The 16,094-nt window shown below is 51.9% G+C and carries 14 protein-coding genes; 2 read left to right on the top strand and 12 right to left on the bottom strand.

Annotation, left to right across the window (positions count from 1 at the left end; genetic code table 11):
* Positions 1-158 precede the first annotated feature (158 nt).
* Positions 159-977, top strand: a complete 819-nt coding sequence (locus LZ24_RS05465; protein WP_144683177.1) for a DUF4198 domain-containing protein — start codon at positions 159-161, stop codon at positions 975-977.
* Between the two features lie 517 nt (positions 978-1,494).
* Here the strand turns inward: LZ24_RS05465 and LZ24_RS05460 are convergent.
* The 10 genes from LZ24_RS05460 to LZ24_RS05420 all read right to left on the bottom strand — a co-directional run bounded on the left by LZ24_RS05460 (position 1,495) and on the right by LZ24_RS05420 (position 13,158).
* Positions 1,495-2,784 (bottom strand): L-lactate MFS transporter, encoded by a 1,290-nt coding sequence (locus tag LZ24_RS05460; protein ID WP_144683174.1) that lies wholly within the window; start codon positions 2,782-2,784, stop codon positions 1,495-1,497.
* 560 nt (positions 2,785-3,344) lie between these two features.
* Entirely contained in the window at positions 3,345-4,919 is a 1,575-nt protein-coding gene (locus LZ24_RS05455; RefSeq protein WP_144683171.1) for a SulP family inorganic anion transporter, read from the bottom strand.
* 171 nt (positions 4,920-5,090) lie between these two features.
* Positions 5,091-5,225, bottom strand: coding sequence for a hypothetical protein (locus LZ24_RS17925; RefSeq protein WP_281282271.1), 135 nt, complete (start codon positions 5,223-5,225; stop codon positions 5,091-5,093).
* Between the two features lie 503 nt (positions 5,226-5,728).
* A complete protein-coding gene (locus tag LZ24_RS05450) occupies positions 5,729-7,780 on the bottom strand; it encodes a SulP family inorganic anion transporter (protein ID WP_186442951.1) in 2,052 nt (683 codons plus the stop codon).
* 70 nt (positions 7,781-7,850) lie between these two features.
* Complete coding sequence (locus LZ24_RS05445) at positions 7,851-9,014, bottom strand: sensor histidine kinase (RefSeq protein ID WP_144683168.1); 1,164 nt, start codon at positions 9,012-9,014, stop codon at positions 7,851-7,853.
* A gap of 3 nt (positions 9,015-9,017) precedes the next feature.
* On the bottom strand, positions 9,018-9,392 hold the full coding sequence (locus tag LZ24_RS05440; protein ID WP_144683165.1) for a response regulator: 375 nt from the start codon (positions 9,390-9,392) through the stop codon (positions 9,018-9,020).
* Positions 9,392-9,826, bottom strand: a complete 435-nt coding sequence (locus LZ24_RS05435; RefSeq protein WP_144683162.1) for a response regulator — start codon at positions 9,824-9,826, stop codon at positions 9,392-9,394. Before LZ24_RS05435 ends, LZ24_RS05440 begins: the two co-directional genes overlap by 1 nt.
* Before the next feature lie 44 nt (positions 9,827-9,870).
* The gene (locus tag LZ24_RS05430; RefSeq protein ID WP_144683159.1) at positions 9,871-11,649 is read right to left on the bottom strand and encodes a sensor histidine kinase; all 1,779 of its coding nucleotides are present in this window, start codon (positions 11,647-11,649) and stop codon (positions 9,871-9,873) included.
* Between the two features lie 2 nt (positions 11,650-11,651).
* On the bottom strand, positions 11,652-12,050 hold the full coding sequence (locus LZ24_RS05425; RefSeq protein ID WP_186442950.1) for a hypothetical protein: 399 nt from the start codon (positions 12,048-12,050) through the stop codon (positions 11,652-11,654).
* A 463-nt stretch (positions 12,051-12,513) separates the two neighbouring features.
* Positions 12,514-13,158: a TetR family transcriptional regulator gene (locus LZ24_RS05420; RefSeq protein WP_186442949.1), complete on the bottom strand. Its 645-nt coding sequence runs from the start codon at positions 13,156-13,158 to the stop codon at positions 12,514-12,516.
* 90 nt (positions 13,159-13,248) lie between these two features.
* On the opposite strand from LZ24_RS05420, the gene LZ24_RS05415 reads away from it, so the two are divergent.
* On the top strand, positions 13,249-14,625 hold the full coding sequence (locus LZ24_RS05415) for an aldehyde dehydrogenase (RefSeq protein WP_144683150.1): 1,377 nt from the start codon (positions 13,249-13,251) through the stop codon (positions 14,623-14,625).
* Here LZ24_RS05415 and LZ24_RS17155 read toward each other — a convergent pair.
* Both LZ24_RS17155 and LZ24_RS05410 read right to left on the bottom strand, forming a co-directional pair.
* Complete coding sequence (locus tag LZ24_RS17155) at positions 14,609-14,776, bottom strand: hypothetical protein (RefSeq protein WP_186442948.1); 168 nt, start codon at positions 14,774-14,776, stop codon at positions 14,609-14,611. The two genes, LZ24_RS05415 and LZ24_RS17155, sit on opposite strands and share 17 nt — an antisense overlap.
* A gap of 168 nt (positions 14,777-14,944) precedes the next feature.
* Positions 14,945-16,090 carry a hybrid sensor histidine kinase/response regulator gene (locus tag LZ24_RS05410; protein ID WP_144683147.1) on the bottom strand — a complete coding sequence of 382 codons (1,146 nt, stop codon included), beginning with the start codon at positions 16,088-16,090 and terminating at the stop codon, positions 14,945-14,947.
* Between the last annotated feature and the right edge of the window lie 4 nt (positions 16,091-16,094).

Below are 16,094 nucleotides of genomic sequence, written 5' to 3'. Positions count from 1 at the left end.
TTTCTGATTCAGGTTTCCATGGCTGAAAATATTGGTTTGGGGAAAGAATTTGTATGTGTAAAGTTTATTTTTACAATTCAAAAACAAATTGACTTTTAAAAAACAGAAATGTAGGCATTGTTTTAGATTTTTCGCTTAAACTAAAAAAGGAGAAGGTGATGAAGAAAAAAGCAGGAAAGTTGATGGCGGGCATATTTATGGGACTGGGCCTGATGGTATCCCAGGTTTTTGCCCATGATCTGTGGATCAATATGACCGATTATACGCCTGCCCTCTGGCAGCACGCCAAGTATGCACCCACGCCAAGGGCCAAGACCGTTGTTTATTTCGGGTGGGGCCACAGTTATCCGGTGGCGGATTTTATCTCGGACAGGGTCTGGGGCGGGCTGGAGCGCATAGAGCCCGATGGCAGCCGTATTCCCATGGAGGTGGGCAGTGAGGGTTTCCGGGCATTGCGTGTGGATATGCATACGCCGGGAGCCAGGGTTTTTGCGGCCCATACAAAACCAGCCTTTTATGGTCCTGTGGAAGGGAAAAAGGATTTTCACCAGATCTATTATGAAAAATATGCCAAGGCCCTGGTTTCTGTTCTGCCCCAGCGGACCCTTCCCTTAGACGGACCGGACAGCAATCCCTTTGCAACACCCATAGGGCAGAAGGTGGAAATTGTGCCCATGGTCAATCCCAACCGCCTGCAGCCGGGGGACAGCCTTGAGGTCAGGGTGCTGGTGGATGGCAAGCCCGCAGCGGATTATGAAGTGACGGCAAGCAACCTTGTGGCGCCCAATGCCCGGACAGAAAAAACCCGCTCCAATGCCGCAGGCATGGCAAAGCTGACGCTGGAAGAATTTTACGGTCCCTGGATCGTAACGGCCAGCCGGAGTTTTCCCGCCACGGGTGAGAAGGCTTTAAAATGTGAGAGCATCAGCTACACGGCCACCATGACCTTTGCCCTGCCCTTTGTTCCTGAGATCTGACAGTTCTGTATCTGGGCAGGCTTGTTAAACATAAACCTAATTATTCAGCATGGTTTATTCCGAACTGCCGATGCTAAAATTGCAGCAGCTTCGTACTGCTGCAAGGCTCCGTGGCTATTTGCAAGTGACATTGCAATCGTTTCGGATCAGAGCTTTGCAGGCCTGTGCGAAAGAAGCGGCAAACTGTCTGAGCCGCCACAAAGGCAGCGTGCTTAAGCCTGCCATGGTAATCAAAAAGCTTATCCTGCCTGTGGCGGCGAGTTTTTGCCGCTTCCGCACAGGGCAAGAAGCTCCCGAATAAGATTGCGTCACGGGCAAATAGCCTGGAGCCTGTGCATCTGGCTTGCGTAGTTTTGGAAAACTGTGCTGAACAGTTACGCATAAACAAACGGTCAGTCTCCCTTTCAGGGGAGGCTGACCGTTTGCTTTGAATCTTCACCCGGCCTCCCTTTCCCGGTGGAGAAGGAGGCATTAGGTCTTGTTTTTATGAAAATTATCTTACGGATGAATCCATCTTTTATGCGGCTTCCATTTCGGCTTCTACGGCCTCATCCGTTTTTTTTTCAGGGGCGCGCAGCATCATGGTAAGGATACCGCCCATGAGACAGAGGATACCGCAGATGGTGAAGGCCATTCCAAATTTCCCCATGCCCCCCAGAATGCCGCCGAGGTTGGGACCCAGCAGGGCGCCTGCGCCATAGGCAAGGAAAATGAGGGGGTAGTTTCTGCCCACACTCTGGGTACCGAAGGTGTCCGCTGTCAGGGTGGGGAAGAGGGCAAGACCGCCACCGAAGTTGAAACCGATGAGGGTGGCGCCGAGGTAGAGAAGGGCCGGTGTTCCGGCCATATAGGTAAAGGCCATGACCACGAGACCCTGGGAGAAGGCAAGGATGACCATGGAGTTTTTACGGCCCAGAACATCGGAGATCATGCCCCATACCACGCGGCCTGCGGCATTGGCGATGGAAAAGAAGACAGCCATGGCGGTTCCCGCAACGGCCATGGCCGAAACCCTGTCCATGCCATTGGCCATGAGGGCTTCCATGGGATAAAGCTGCATGAGGCCGATGCTCATGAGGCCTGCACTGGCAAGGAAGGCAAAGGTGAAAAAGATCATCCAGAACTGCGGGGTTTTTACCATTTCACCGGCACCGAATTCCACAGCCACACTGCTGGTTCCTCCGGCAGAGCTGGTCTCAGGTGTATAGCCTGCGGGCAGCCAGCCTTCGGGAGGGAAGACCATGAACATCCCGCCGATGGTAACAAAAACGGCAAAGGTGATGCCGAGAATAATGAAAGTGGTGCCTAAGCCGAAATTGGCAATGAGGTTACCCATGCTTCCCGCAAGCTTGACCCAGAGCATGGCACCGAGGCCGAAGCCTGCTACGGCAAGGCCAGTGATGAGACCCTTTTTATCGGGAAACCAGCGCATGCCCACGGCAATGGGTACCACATAGCCTACACCAATACCTGTACCGCCCACAATACCGATGAAAATCAGCAGTATCCAGAAGTTTGTGCCACCGAAAAGGCCTGCAATCACATAGCCGGTACCGAGAATCAGACCGCCCAGTATGGCCATATTTCGGGGGCCCACCGTATTCAGCTTGAAGCCTGCACCCACCATGGACAGGGCATAGGAAACCAGTGCCACGGAAAATACCACCTGTGTCTGGGCCGCCGTCCAACCGGCATCCTGCAGTGCTCCCGTGAACACGGACCAGGCGTAGATTGCCCCCAGACACATCTGAACCATGATGGCACCCATCACCACAAGCCACCGGTTCATGACCTTCCCTTCAGTCATTGTACGTCCTCCTTATATAATGCTTTTCGCCCCGGAAATGACACCGGCCGGATGAATTTCCGTCATCGGTATCAACGGGGATGTTGTCATGCGACGCACATCTTTAGTATTTTGATATCATGCTGTCAAATACAGATCCGTTGCCGTAAACCGGAATTCTGATCATTATACCATGGTTTTGTTGTAAACAAAGTATTTTTTGATGTTTTTTTCCGTGCCGGAACAGGACTGCAGTTTTTTCTAATGAGCGGAAGTGGCTGCCGCAGGCCGATAAGCTGTCGGATCAGTGCAGGAGTCATTCAGGCTGATTTACTGCACCAAAGGTAAAGGGATTTTGTATCAGAGACTGGAGAAGACCTCCGGCTTATATGGTGTGCAAAGAATGCTTGTAGTTCATGCAGTGGTTGCTGGGTGTCTGATAAATGGCGCTAAGGGATAGCAGGCCTGAAAATGAAAGGACATGGGAGGAGCACGGAGCAGAAGGCAGAATATCCGGGTGCATATTTTGCACGATCTGCTCCGTGTTTTAAAAGGAGGGGTCAGAAAAAAATATGAAGCGTTTATTTTTTATCTATTTTTCTTGCTTCTTCCAGTGCGTTTTCAAAATCCACAAAGAGAATTTCTTCGGGAAGATCTTTGTCGTGGAGATGCACAAGTTCATTTCGGAGTACTTCACTTAGTACAATGAAGGTTTGAATGTGCGAGCTCTTAAGGCGGAGAATAATTTCTTCCAGAGCAAAAATAGCACTCAGGTCAATGAAGGGAACCTTGCGGCAATCAAAAATAATTACCTTTGTATCCAGTACCGTGTCCACTTCATCCACAAGCTTGCTCATGGAACCGAAGAAAAAGGGGCCGTTTATTTCAAGGATACGGATTCTGCCTTCCATGGCATCGGATCGGGTGTTATCCAGAGGGTAAATTTTGAAGTTGGCCTGCCGGACCATACGGTGGATGATCATACCCATAGACATGAAAACGCCTGCGCCCACGGCAATGATGAGATCCACAAACACCGTGAGTCCGAAAACCACGGCCATAACGGAAAGGTCTGTCCGTGGAGCGGTTTTTATGAGGCGAAGGAGCTTGTAGTCCAGAATATCAACGCCGACTTTGATGAGAATACCCGCAAGAACCGCCATGGGGATGTTGGTGGCCAGGGGCGCGGCTCCCAGAAGAAGGATGAGCAGAAGGCTTGCATGGGTGACACCGCTGATTCTTGTCTGTCCACCTGCCTTGATGTTGACCACCGTGCGCATGGTGGCGCCTGCGCCGGGAAGGCCCCCCACAAAGGAACACATCATATTTCCCAGACCCTGACCGATCAGTTCCCGGTTGGGTTTATGGCGGGTGCCTGTGACCGAGTCTGCCACAAGGGAAGTAAGCAGGGAGTCAATGCTTCCCAGAAGGGCAAGGGTAATGCCCAGAACAAGGATGGTGGTCCATGCCTGGAGACAGAAGGCTGGCATGATAAATTCAGGAAGTCCAAGGGGAATTTCACCGATGACGGGAACCTTGAAGCCCAGTCCCATGGAGAGAAGGGTTATGGCGATCAGGGCAATCAGAGGGGATGGAATTATCCGGCTGATGCGCATGGGAGTAAAAAAAACGATGAGCAGGGTCAGCCCGCCCAGTATCAGTGCCTGAAAATTAAGGGCCATAAGGGTGGAGGGCAGTGTCATGATGGCAAGGAAGGGTGACGTTTTGGGAGATGTTCCCATTAGAGGGGCTATCTGCAGCAGAATGATGATAATGCCGATGCCGCTCATAAAACCGGATATCACAGGGTAGGGGATAAAGCGCACGAGGCCGCCAACCTTTACGCAGCCCATGATGATCTGGATAAGTCCGGCAATGAGTACAGCAGACATGGCCGTGGCAAGGTCACCGCCTACAGCCACGAGAATGGATGCAAATACAACGGTCATGGGGCCTGTGGGGCCGGATATCTGGGTGCGGGTACCGCCAAAAATGGCGGCCACCATGCCCAGCATGATGGCTCCGTAAAGGCCTGCGGCGGCTCCTGCACCGGAAGCAACGCCAAAGGCAAGGGCAAGGGGGAGGGCGACAATGCCGGCGGTGAGTCCGCCGAAAAGATCTCCCCGGAGGGTTTTGGTGGAAAAGGTGTTAGTCATGGTGTTCTCTCCGAATCCTTCATCAATGTTGTATGAGTACAGGGTGCCCGGATGAAAACCAGGATTTTTTGTTCCGTTCAGGGGAGGCGGGAATTTTGATCCTATTTTGCACAGTGGCATGAAAGGGATAAATTCGGGCCTGACGAAAGGGGCAAAAAAGGCGGTTTTAGCTCAGGCATGAATGATTAAATTACCGAAAGACATTCCTTTGGTTTTACGGAATGGCATTTCGGGAATACAGATTTTTCTGTGAAAAGAATTGCGCCCTTGTGTGGGGGATGCTTGGTTTAAAAAGGTTTTTTTCATAAATATCAAGGTTTCCTTTTGAAAAAAGTTGAAATAAAATACATACAGGCATGCTTCCTCTGAAGGAAAGATGCCTATAGTTCATCTGCATATGAAGCGTCTTATCTGGCTATATTTAATTTGATAAGAACATTTCATGATCAGGTTAGGAAAATCTGATAGCACGGAAAAATAAGGAAGTCTATTTTTTTATAAATGCTGTTCAGGACAGGCGAATGGGGTTTTGTCTGTGAGGGCTAAGGGTATTGCAGTATTCATTTTTATCGACACGGCCCGGGCTGTAAAGGTGGATGGCGAAAGAAACAGGTATGTTTCATTATGTCTTTGAGGAATGTATGACGGATAGAATTGCAGGAAGGGAAGCAGAGAAAAAGCGGAAAAACTCCAGTAAAATACCAGGACAGTGCAAAAATTGTACTTTGAGCTGCTTCGACCTGTCCCGATAAATCAGTGCCGTTTCTTGAGCAATGCCTCAGGTACTCAAGAAACGGCAGGTCAGAATATTAGTTTTCCTGATGCTGCAGATCCGTACTTTGGGGAGTCCGGGGAGATATAAGTCTTGCTTCTGCCTGACGTATACGCTCTTCCTGGCTGACCTTGCGCCTTCGGGCGGCCTTGATTTTATCCAGAAGTTCTGAAAATTCTGCGGGTTTAAGGAGGTAGTCAAAGGCTCCCATGCGCATACCCTGAACGGCACTTTCTTCGCTTCCGTGGCCTGTGAGAAGAATAACCTCTACGGAGGGAAACTCTTTTTTCAACTCTGCCAGTACCTCAAGTCCGCCCATCCCGGGCATGCGGAGATCCAGTACAACCACATCCTGTGGCTTTTCCCTAAGAAGGTTCAGTCCTTCCCTGCCGTCGTGGGCAAGGGAAATAATGTGTCCCCTTTCTTCAAGGCGCAGAGCAAGCATTTCCGTGAAGTCCTTTTCATCATCCACCAGCAGAATACGGGCACCGGGGACCAGAGCTTTGGGGCTTTTTTCAGGCTGCGTAAAGATTTCTGCTTCCATGAGTGCGCTTTTAAGGTCCGGAAATATTATCTGGGATGGAAGTCCTTCATGGTTCAGGTTGATGAGCTGTGCCCTGATTTGCGGGGGCATGACCACAAGGGAGGTGATTTTTGAGGCTTTGAGCCGTTCAATGGTTTCCTCCAGCGCAAAAACGGCACTCAGGTCAATGAAGGGGATGCGACTGCAGTTGAAAATGATGACCTTTGTACCCATTACCTGATCCACATTGTCCGTGAGGCGACTGGTGGATCCGAAGAAAAAAGCTCCCTGAATTTCAAGTACCCTTACTTGTCCCTGCATACGGCTGGTGGCACTCTCGTCATCGGGCCAGATGCTGACGCGGGCCTGACTGCTGACCCTTTTGGTGATCAGTGCCATGGAAAAGAGAACCCCCACTCCTACGGCAATGATGAGATCCACAAAAACCGTGAGTACAAAGACTGCGGTCATGACCATGAGATCATCTTTGGGGGCTGTTTTAAGAAGTTTGATAAAACGGTAGTCCAGAATATCCAGTCCTACTTTGATGAGGATGCCTGCAAGAACGGCCAGAGGAATGTTCTGGGCCAGAGGTGCGGCGCCCAGAAGAAGAATCAGAAGAAAAACCGCATGGGTGACGCCGCTGATGCGTGTACTTCCCCCTGCTTTGATATTCACGACTGTGCGCATGGTGGCTCCGGCTCCGGGAATCCCCCCCACAAATGCGCATAGGGTATTGCCAAGGCCCTGCCCCACAAGCTCCCGGTTGGAGTTGTGGCGGGTACCTGTTACGGAGTCCGCCACAAGGGAGGTGAGAAGGCTGTCTATGCTGCCGAGAAGGGCAAGGGTAACGCCTGCAACAATCACGGGCTTCAGGGTTTCCATGCTGAAGAGAGGCAGGGTGAGGTCCGGTAGCCCCATGGGAATTTCTCCTATGACAGGCACTTTGAAGCCCGCTGCAATGGAGATGAGGGTTACGCTGATGAGGGCCAGCAGGGGAGAGGGGAGAATACGGCTGATGCTCATGGGAGTCAGGAAAACAATGAGCAGGGTAAGGAGGGATAGAAAGGCCGCCTGAAAATTAATGGACATTAAGGTTTCAGGTATGGCAAAAATTGCACCCGTGGGTGAAGCCTGTGAGGGTGCGCCCAGCAGCGGAGCAATCTGAAGAAGGATAATGATGAGCCCGATGCCGCTCATGAAACCCGATACCACCGGGTAGGGAATAAATTTGACAAGGGCTCCGGTCTTGCTGAGGCCAAGCAGGATCTGTACCACACCACAGACAAGAACGGCACCCATGACCATGGCAATGTTTCCCTCCATGGATATGAGAATGGCAGCAAAAACCACGGTCATGGGGCCGGTAGGGCCGGAGATCTGCATTTTCGTTCCGCCCGCCAGAGCAGCAATCAGGCCCAGCATGATGGCTCCGTATAAGCCTGCTGCAGCTCCGGCTCCCGAAGCCACACCAAAGGCCAGGGCCAGGGGAAGGGCCACAACTCCTGCGGTCAGTCCTCCGAAAAGATCTCCCCGGATGCGGGGCATGGATAAGGTGGAAATCATGAATCCTCCGGTTATTTCGTTATTCAGGGGATAAGGAAACCTCCCTGTGTTTTTTTATGGGTGAGGTTTGTCAGGTGGATGCCGTTTTTGGCAGTACTCCGGGAAGGGTGAGGATAAAGGAGGCTCCTTCCCCGGGCCGACTGGAAACCACAAGCTCTCCGCCCAGCTGATGGGCCAGATCCCGGCAGAGGTAAAGGCCAAGACCCGTACCCTTGCCCTGGGGCTTTGTGGTGTAAAAGGGATCAAAAATTCTCTTTTTTACGCTTTCAGGGATACCGGGGCCCGTGTCTTTGATCTGTATGGATATTTTTTCCTTTTCCGGTGCAAAGGCGGAAAGACTGACGCAGCCGCCTTTTGGCATGGCCTGTATGGCGTTTTCCACAAGATTTACAAGGATCTGCCGAAGCCTGTGGGGATCGGTAAAAAGGGTGAGTTCCGGACCGTTTTCCACCACAATGGTGACTTCACTTTCAGGATGGATGGTACGGCTCAGGGAGGCCACTTCCTGAAGAAAGGCAGGCATGTCACAGGGTCCGGGGGCTTCGGCCTCCCTGCGGACCATGCCCAGAAGCTGGTGGGTAATGCGCCTTGCCCTTTCCACGGCGGTCTGTATGACATCCGAGGCCCGTTTCAGGCTGGCTTTTTCCGGAAGATCCTGCATGGAAGGCCGGTCCATCACCTGCCCTATCCACCCTGCCGCTTCATTGATGATGGCAAGGGGATTGTTGATCTCATGGGCAACGCCCGTGGCAAGGGTGCCCACGGTGGCAAGTTTTTCTGCCTGAATGGCCCTTTCCTCAAGCTCTTTGCGGATTTCACCTTCGGCCTTCCTTTCCCTGCGGCGGCGCACCGCTGCCGCAGCCTGAAAGATCTTGCTTTCTATGTGGTCGATCTCCACAGGCTTGGTGATGTAGTCAAAGGCACCGGCCCTGATCCCCTCAACCCCCTCCCGGATATCCCCCTGACCCGTTAAGAGAATCACCTCCATGTCAGGGTAAATCTCCCGGATTCGGGCCATGAGACTGAGCCCGTCCTGTTCCGGCATGCGTATGTCGGAAACCACCACGTCCGCATTTTCTGTTTCCAGCAGGGCCATGGCCTCACGGGCAGAACCCGTGGGGAAAACCTTCAGATTTCGTTTCTCAAGGCGTCTGGCCAGGGCTTCGCGGAAGGCCTGTTCATCGTCCACCAGCACAAGGGAAACATCATGGTAACGTCTTCCGGTGTTGGGCATGGCCTATCCCCTTATGTCAAGGATTCTGTTGATGGCTTCCAGCATGGTTTCCAGTTCACAGGGTTTGGTCAGATAGTCGGAGGCCCCTGCCTTCAGGGCCTCTTTTCTGGCTTCTTCGCTGCCGTGACCGGTGAGCATGATAACGGCGGTTTCCGGGGCCATGCGCTGGAAAATTTTCAGTACATCCAAGCCGTCCATATCTTCCATCTTCAGATCCAGTATGGCCACATCCGCAGTATCATGGCGGAGAAGACGGATGGCATCGGCACCGCTGGTGGCCCGAAGCACGGAAAAGCCCCTTTTTTCCAGACGGTTTCCCAGAACACGGACATAGCCGGATTCATCGTCCACGAGGAGCAGACGGCAGGCTTCAGGCATCAGTCCCCCCTCTGGTTGGCGATGGCCATGGCTTTTGCACTCACAATTTTTTCCTCATGGGCCTTTTTCCTTGCGGTGGCTTCATCCACCTTGGCCGTGAGGATATCGATGTCACAGGGTTTCATGAGATAATCAAAGGCACCTTTTTTCATGCCGTCGATGGCCGTTTCCACCGTGGCATGGCCTGTGAGCATGATGACTTCCACCAGGGGAAACTCCAGCTTGATGCGGCTTAGGGTTTCAATGCCGTCCATGCCGGGCATTTTTACGTCAAGAATGACCACATCCACCCAGGGGTTTTCCGCCAGAACCCTGAGGGCCTCGTCTCCTGAAAAGGCGGCAGCCAGCCGGAAATCCCTTTTTTCCAGTCGTTTGGAAAGGGTTTCCACAAAGCCGGTTTCATCATCTGTGAGAAGAACTTTTCTTTTAATCATGATTTTCACTCCTTGCCGATGGCGTTAAAGGTTTTTGACTCTGTTTATGATTCGTGAAAGGAATTTTCTTCATCCACGTTTATTTCCCGTATGGCAGGCAGAAGAATCCGGAAGGTGGTGCCTGCACCCATCATGCTTTCCACCTCAAGCTTTCCGCCCATGGTGGCAATGATGCCGTAACAGATGGAAAGGCCCAGCCCCGTTCCCTTGCCCACCGGCTTGGTGGTGAAAAAAGGATCAAAGATGCGTTTCAGGTTGGCTTCGGGTATGCCGGGGCCCGTATCTGTTATGAGAATCTCCAGAAAATCATCATGATTTACCGTTTCAAAGGAGAGGCTGCCCCCCTCGTTTTCCATGGCATCAATGGCATTGTTGGCAAGGTTGAGTATCACCTGCTGTACCTCGGTCCTTGAGGCCATGACCCTGTGCAGATCCGGAGCAAGGCGGGTTTCTATGCTCACCTGGGCATAGCGGGCCCTTGGTTCGCAGAGGGGAAGCACTTCCCGGATCATGTCATTGATCAGAAGGGCTTCGTTGCTGGATTCGGATTTCCGGGCAAAGGTGAGGAGCTTGCGGGTAATTTCCTTGCAGCGCTGGCCCTGGGTGCGGATCTGGTTGAGGGAGGTGCGGAATTCATCCATGTTTTTGATCTGATCGGGGTTTTCTTCCGCAAGGAGATCGTCTATCCAGCCGGCTTCTTCCACCATAATGGCCACGGGGTTGTTGATTTCATGGGCAATGCCCGAGGCAAGTTCCCCTATGGAAGCCAGCTTGCCCGTTTCAATGACCTGCCGGTTCATCATCTGTTTTTCTGCTTCCTTTCTCTGGAGGGCGTGTACCAGTTGCCTAGAAAAACGGGTGGCCAGAAAGGCAATGACCAGAGTGCAGCCCATAAAGAGGAAAATGCCCATTTTGCGGGTCCGGATGAGATCGGAAAAGGCATCGGATTCGGGTTGCTGGGAAATCAGCATCCATTCACCGTTTTTCAGAAAACCTGCCACATAAATCTGGTTATGGCCGTTTTTATCTTTGGCCTGATGAAAAATGAGAGCATCTCCGGAGGGGCTGTTTAAAAGCTTCTGGTACACTTCGGTGTGGGGGGAGATATCCTGAAGGGGCCGGGTCTGCAGCTCGCCCTGACGGTTAAGGATGGTGACAAAACCCCTTTCGCCGATCCTGAGATTCCGGACAATGGTGTTAAAGGATTCAAAATCAATGGTGGCCCGGAGTATCCATGGCTTTCCATTGTTATCAATGGCTTTAACCATGATAATGAAGTGGGGCATGCCGCGCAGGCCAAGGAAAACATCACTTACGGCATGGGTTTGATTGCTCTGAAGAAATTCCAGATACCATTCGGCCTGACTGTAATCCGCAGCACCCAGCCTGAAGGGACCTGCATAGCTTGTAAGGATGCCTGTGGTTGCGGAGACCAGGCCGATATCTTCAAAAACAGGGCCATATACCCGCCGTAGTCTGCGGAGATGGGATTCCATGACACCGGGCTCCTGCAAAACCTCCGGAGGTGAAAAAAGGATGAGACTCTGGAGGTTGGATGTTTTTTCCTTTAGAAAAGCATCAATCTCAGCACGGTTGTGTTCCACAACGGCACTGAGGTTATTGTATATTTTTTCCCTTGTGGTGCTGTCATACCTGTTCAGGGTAATGGCCAGCACCAGGAGGAGGGGGGCAAGGCTGATAAAAAGGGATGTGATGACCATACGCCGGGCAAGCCTTGCGTAGGCATCATGGGGTTTTATGGCTTCTCCATGTGCCGAGGGAAACGGTATAAAAGAAAGTGTGTCTGGTTTGGTTTTTTTCATTTTTAATGATCCCCCTGCCATTGTATGCGGGTTTCAATGAGCCTGCGGATACGGATATGGCTGCCGCTGTTTTTTTCAATAAAAATCAGGAGGGGCGGCAGGGGCATATCCATGCGGTGTCTTTGTTCTGCATGGAGGGAATGCAGTACCAGCGGTGTTGTGGGAAGCTGCATGTGCAGGGCTGCCAGCAGGTCTTCCCTGCGGATATCCGCCAGATCCGGATCCAGTACCACAAGATCCGGTGTAATGCCATTTTTTGTATCCTGCTGAATTCTTTCCATGAGAGCATATCCTGTACAGAAAGCCAGTGCTTTGCAGGGCAGCATGCGGAGTTCCCTCTGGAGAAGCTGGCATATGTGGGGGTTGGGATCCGCAAAAAGAATGTATAGGCACGGGATCATGGTTTTTCCTTCCTTTGGCTGGGAGGCTGTCCCATTGCCCCCTGCACAGTTCATCTGTGTGCTGTGCAAATACGGGGCCGGAGTCTTATGGCTTAGGCTTGTGGCTGTAAAAAGAAGAATTCTTTATATGTTAACAAAAGAAGGGTGGCGTGTTTTTTTACAGGATGCTGGTTTCTTTTCCGGGCTTCTTTTACAGGGTGTTAAAAAAAATGACAGGGATTCCGGTTTTTTTGGATGGAACGGGCGGTCTTTGTCTGTGGGGTACTTTTGCAAAGCAGATGCCATGGTTTGTTTTTGCTTTTTAAGGCCTTAAAATAAAGGGTTTCGGGTGTTTGGAGAATGCATGGGTTGTCCGGTCACTTGGCAATGTGCAGGGTCGGGTGTAAGGGAATTGTTCATGGTCATGTTTTTTGGGGTGTATTGCAGGAACTTTTGCTATGGGGCTGTTTCCGGTTTTCATGGGCTACTGCTTTTTGTAGCGCAGCAAGGCCCCTGTCCAGAGATCCTGCACCAGCCGGGGAAAGAGGGAAGCAAAATCCACCTGCAGATGCCTTAAGCCCCTTGCGGCCAGAATATCCTTTGCCATTCCTGCGGGTTCGGCCATCTGCCAGAGTCCGATCATGGTGGAAAAGCTGCCGATGAGAAGCTCAAGGATTGCTGCTTCGCCAAGGCCGGGAAAAATGGCTGCCATGGCAGAAGCACTTTTTTCCATGCGCAGGTTCAGATACTCCTTGAAATCCACCACGGCTTCATAATCCCCGCAGCCTTCGAGGATGAGGTTGTAACGGCTTCCAAGGCGCACCAGCAGGGAGTCCATGGCCGCATCGCAGAGAAGGCCCGGAATGGCTTCTGCACCCAGCCCCTTTTCAAGGGCAAGATCAAGGGCGTCAAAGCAGCGGCCCAGAGCCTCCTGCAGCAGAGCAAGATCCAGGGTTTCACGGTTTTTGAAGTAAAGATAGAAGGTTCCCTTGGCCAGCCCCGCAGCCGCAGCAATGTCTGCAATGGGAACGGAAAGCTCCTGTCCATCCCCGTAAAGATGCCTTGCCGTATCCAGTATGGCCTGACGCCGCTTTGCCTTGGCCGCATCATTCATGGCACGTTTTTTCAAATTTTTTTCCTGTCGGTTTTCCGTGTTGACAAATGACTTGAGGTCATTTAATAAATGACTCAACGTCATTTATATCCATGGGGAGGCTCTATGTCAAATAAGAATTTTATTTCAGATCTCATTGCAAAACAGCGTTTTTTCTTTGGTGAGGGAAAGACCCTCACCCTCCAGTCCAGAAAAAAGCGACTTGAAACCCTCAGCCACAGTATCAGGCAGCATGAAAGGGAGATTCTGGAAGCACTGGCTTCAGACCTTGGCAAATCTCCGGAAGAAGCGTTGCTCACGGAAATCCGGGAAGTGAGAAAGGAAATTGAATTCACCCTGAAGCATCTTTCTTCATGGATGAAAAGCCGGTCTGTGCCAACCCCCCTTACCCTCTTTGGCTCAAAAAGCCGCATCCAGCCCCAGCCCTTGGGAACGGTGCTCATCATCGCACCCTGGAATTATCCCTTCAACCTTTCCCTGATGCCCCTCATTCCTGCCCTTGCCGCCGGAAATACGGTGATTCTGAAGCCGTCGGAAATGGCTCCTGCCACATCTGCCATCCTTGCAAAGATCATTTCGGATGCTTTTTTGCCCGAGGAAGTGGCCCTTGTGGAAGGCGGTGTTCCGGAAACAACAGAACTGCTCTCCCATGCCTTTGACCATATTTTTTTCACCGGCGGAGAAGCCGTGGGCCGCATTGTCATGGAAGCGGCCAGCCGCCATCTCACCCCCGTTACCCTGGAGCTTGGGGGGAAAAGCCCGGCCCTTGTGGCCGCCGACGCCCATGTGGAACTGGCGGCAAAGCGTATCGTGTGGGGAAAGTTCATGAATGCGGGCCAGACCTGCGTGGCCCCGGATTATGTGCTGGTGGAAGAAGGCATTCTGCCCCGATTCATCAAAGCCTTAAAAAAATACCTTGCAGCCTTTTACGGGGATTACCCGGCCCAAAGCCCCTTTTATGGCCGCATCATCAATGAAAGGCACTTTGACCGGCTGGTGGGTCTCCTTGAAAATCAGAATGTTCTTGTGGGTGGAAACCATGAGAGAAAAGAGCGTTTTCTTGCGCCCACAGTACTTGGAAATGTGTCTGCTGAAAGCCCTGTGATGCAGGAAGAAATTTTCGGACCCATTCTGCCCCTTGTTTCCGTTTCTGACATGGAAAGCGCCATCCGCTTTGTACAGAACCGCCCAAGGCCGCTGGCCCTCTATGTTTTCAGCGAAGACAGAATTTTTTGCGAAAAGGTGCTGCGGGAAACCACCTCCGGCGGGGCCTGTGTCAACGATACGCTGGTGCATCTGTCTTCCCACCATCTGCCCTTCGGAGGTGTGGGCCCCAGCGGCATGGGGGCCTACCACGGCAAAGAGGGATTCAGAACCTTCTCCCATTACAAAAGCATTGTTCAAACCCGTACAGGGCTGGATCTTCCCCTGCGCTACCCGCCCTATCCCCGGTGGTTCAGGAATCTCATGGGCAGAATTTAATTTCGGGTACGCTGCTTTGGGCAAGGCTTTCTGCCACACCGGATACGCGGAAGATGCTGACAAAACTGACAAGGCCCACAAAGAGGGTAATGGGGGAAACGGAAAGGAAAGCCGTGATGAGTTTTTTTCCTATGGTCCAGGATTTTTTCATGGAATTTTCCCGTTTTGAAAGAGTTGACAGAAGCCTTCCGGGTCCAGCCTCCCCCTTTAAGGCTGAGAGCCCCTTCATTTTAAAGGGCTTTTTGGGTTTTGACCCTGCAGGAGCCACGGGTATATCAGAGGGTGTTTATGGAGGCAGGGTATGCAAATTCCGGTCCTGTCAACACTTGGGGTAGGGGAGAAAGCCCCGGATTTCACCGGAAAGCTCCCCGGTTTTGACAAGATGCAGGCTGCCGCCAAAGGTTTCTATGACCCTGTGGGCCACAACAGGTGCAAGTCCCAGCTCCTGGGCCTGGGATGCCCCCCGGACGGGGGATGGGAGGTCAAAAAATGATGCTGCCTGATTCTGGCTGAGCATCACTGTGTCCATGGGCAATGTCAGGTTGATGCCATTTTCCGTATCGGTGACAGAAATTTTTACACATTGTCGGTTTTTTGAAAAAGATGCGGCAAGACACATCAGGGTAGTCATGGTTTTTTGCAGAAGGTCCCTGTCCATATGCAGAATGCGTGAGGAAAGGCTGGGGGAAAGTGTCATATCCATGGAAATTTCCGGAAGCGATGCCTCTACCTCTGCCATGAGCTCCGGAAAGAGAATGTTTCCTTTGCCGTTGCAGACCGCCATGTCCATGGAAACGATGAGCTCTGCATCCTCAATCAGGTTTCTCATGCGCTGGCTGCTTTCCCGGAACATGGATGCAAACATCTTCGTCTCATCATTCTCCGGGCAGCCTTCAATGAGGAGTTCCCCAAGTCCGAGAAGTCCGTTGGCGGGTGTGCGCAGTTCATGGGAAATCATGGAAAGAAAATTGTCCTTCAGGCGGGTCATCTCCACAAGCCTTGTGTTGGCAAGGGCCAGCTCACGGGTACGTTCCTTTACAAGCTGTTCCAGATTTTCGTTGTGGCGGTAAAGGTGCTGCTGCAGGCCCACAATTTTCAGGTGGGTGCTGACCCGTGCAAGGACTTCCTCTTCCTGAAAGGGCTTGGCGATATAGTCCACGCCACCTTCGGAAAAAGCTTTTATTTTGTTTTGGGTGTCATTCAGGGCACTGATGAAGATCACGGGGATGGCATTCAGGGTGTTATCTTTTTTAAGGATTCTGCATAGCCCAAAGCCATCCATGTCCGGCATCATGATGTCAAGGATAATAAGGTCCGGCGGATTTTTTTCAGCGGCCTTCAGGGCCTGACTGCCCGAGAGAAAGGCAAAAACCCGGTAGCCCTCTGCCGTAAGGATCTGGTGCAGGAGTTTCAGGTTGGCAGGCGTATCATCCACAACCATGATTTTTGCTTTTTTCTGATCCATGTTT

It is taken from the genome of Desulfobotulus alkaliphilus, from assembly GCF_007830435.1.
Classification (GTDB): Bacteria; Desulfobacterota; Desulfobacteria; order Desulfobacterales; family ASO4-4; genus Desulfobotulus; species Desulfobotulus alkaliphilus.
The sequence above is the reverse complement of the archived record's forward strand: the minus strand, read 5'-3'. Positions and strand labels throughout refer to the sequence as shown.

Excerpts from the sequence above, each read along its gene's own strand:
- LZ24_RS05465 (WP_144683177.1), top strand. The coding sequence starts at position 159 with ATGAAGAAAAAAGCAGGAAAGTTGATGGCGGGCATATTTATGGGACTG.
- LZ24_RS05460 (WP_144683174.1), bottom strand. The coding sequence starts at position 2,784 with ATGACTGAAGGGAAGGTCATGAACCGGTGGCTTGTGGTGATGGGTGCC.
- LZ24_RS05455 (WP_144683171.1), bottom strand. The coding sequence starts at position 4,919 with ATGACTAACACCTTTTCCACCAAAACCCTCCGGGGAGATCTTTTCGGC.
- LZ24_RS17925 (WP_281282271.1), bottom strand. The coding sequence starts at position 5,225 with ATGAAAAAAACCTTTTTAAACCAAGCATCCCCCACACAAGGGCGCAAT.
- LZ24_RS05450 (WP_186442951.1), bottom strand. The coding sequence starts at position 7,780 with ATGATTTCCACCTTATCCATGCCCCGCATCCGGGGAGATCTTTTCGGA.
- LZ24_RS05445 (WP_144683168.1), bottom strand. The coding sequence starts at position 9,014 with ATGCCCAACACCGGAAGACGTTACCATGATGTTTCCCTTGTGCTGGTG.
- LZ24_RS05440 (WP_144683165.1), bottom strand. The coding sequence starts at position 9,392 with ATGCCTGAAGCCTGCCGTCTGCTCCTCGTGGACGATGAATCCGGCTAT.
- LZ24_RS05435 (WP_144683162.1), bottom strand. The coding sequence starts at position 9,826 with ATGATTAAAAGAAAAGTTCTTCTCACAGATGATGAAACCGGCTTTGTG.
- LZ24_RS05430 (WP_144683159.1), bottom strand. The coding sequence starts at position 11,649 with ATGAAAAAAACCAAACCAGACACACTTTCTTTTATACCGTTTCCCTCG.
- LZ24_RS05425 (WP_186442950.1), bottom strand. The coding sequence starts at position 12,050 with ATGATCCCGTGCCTATACATTCTTTTTGCGGATCCCAACCCCCACATA.
- LZ24_RS05415 (WP_144683150.1), top strand. The coding sequence starts at position 13,249 with ATGTCAAATAAGAATTTTATTTCAGATCTCATTGCAAAACAGCGTTTT.
- LZ24_RS17155 (WP_186442948.1), bottom strand. The coding sequence starts at position 14,776 with ATGAAAAAATCCTGGACCATAGGAAAAAAACTCATCACGGCTTTCCTT.
- LZ24_RS05410 (WP_144683147.1), bottom strand. The coding sequence starts at position 16,090 with ATGGATCAGAAAAAAGCAAAAATCATGGTTGTGGATGATACGCCTGCC.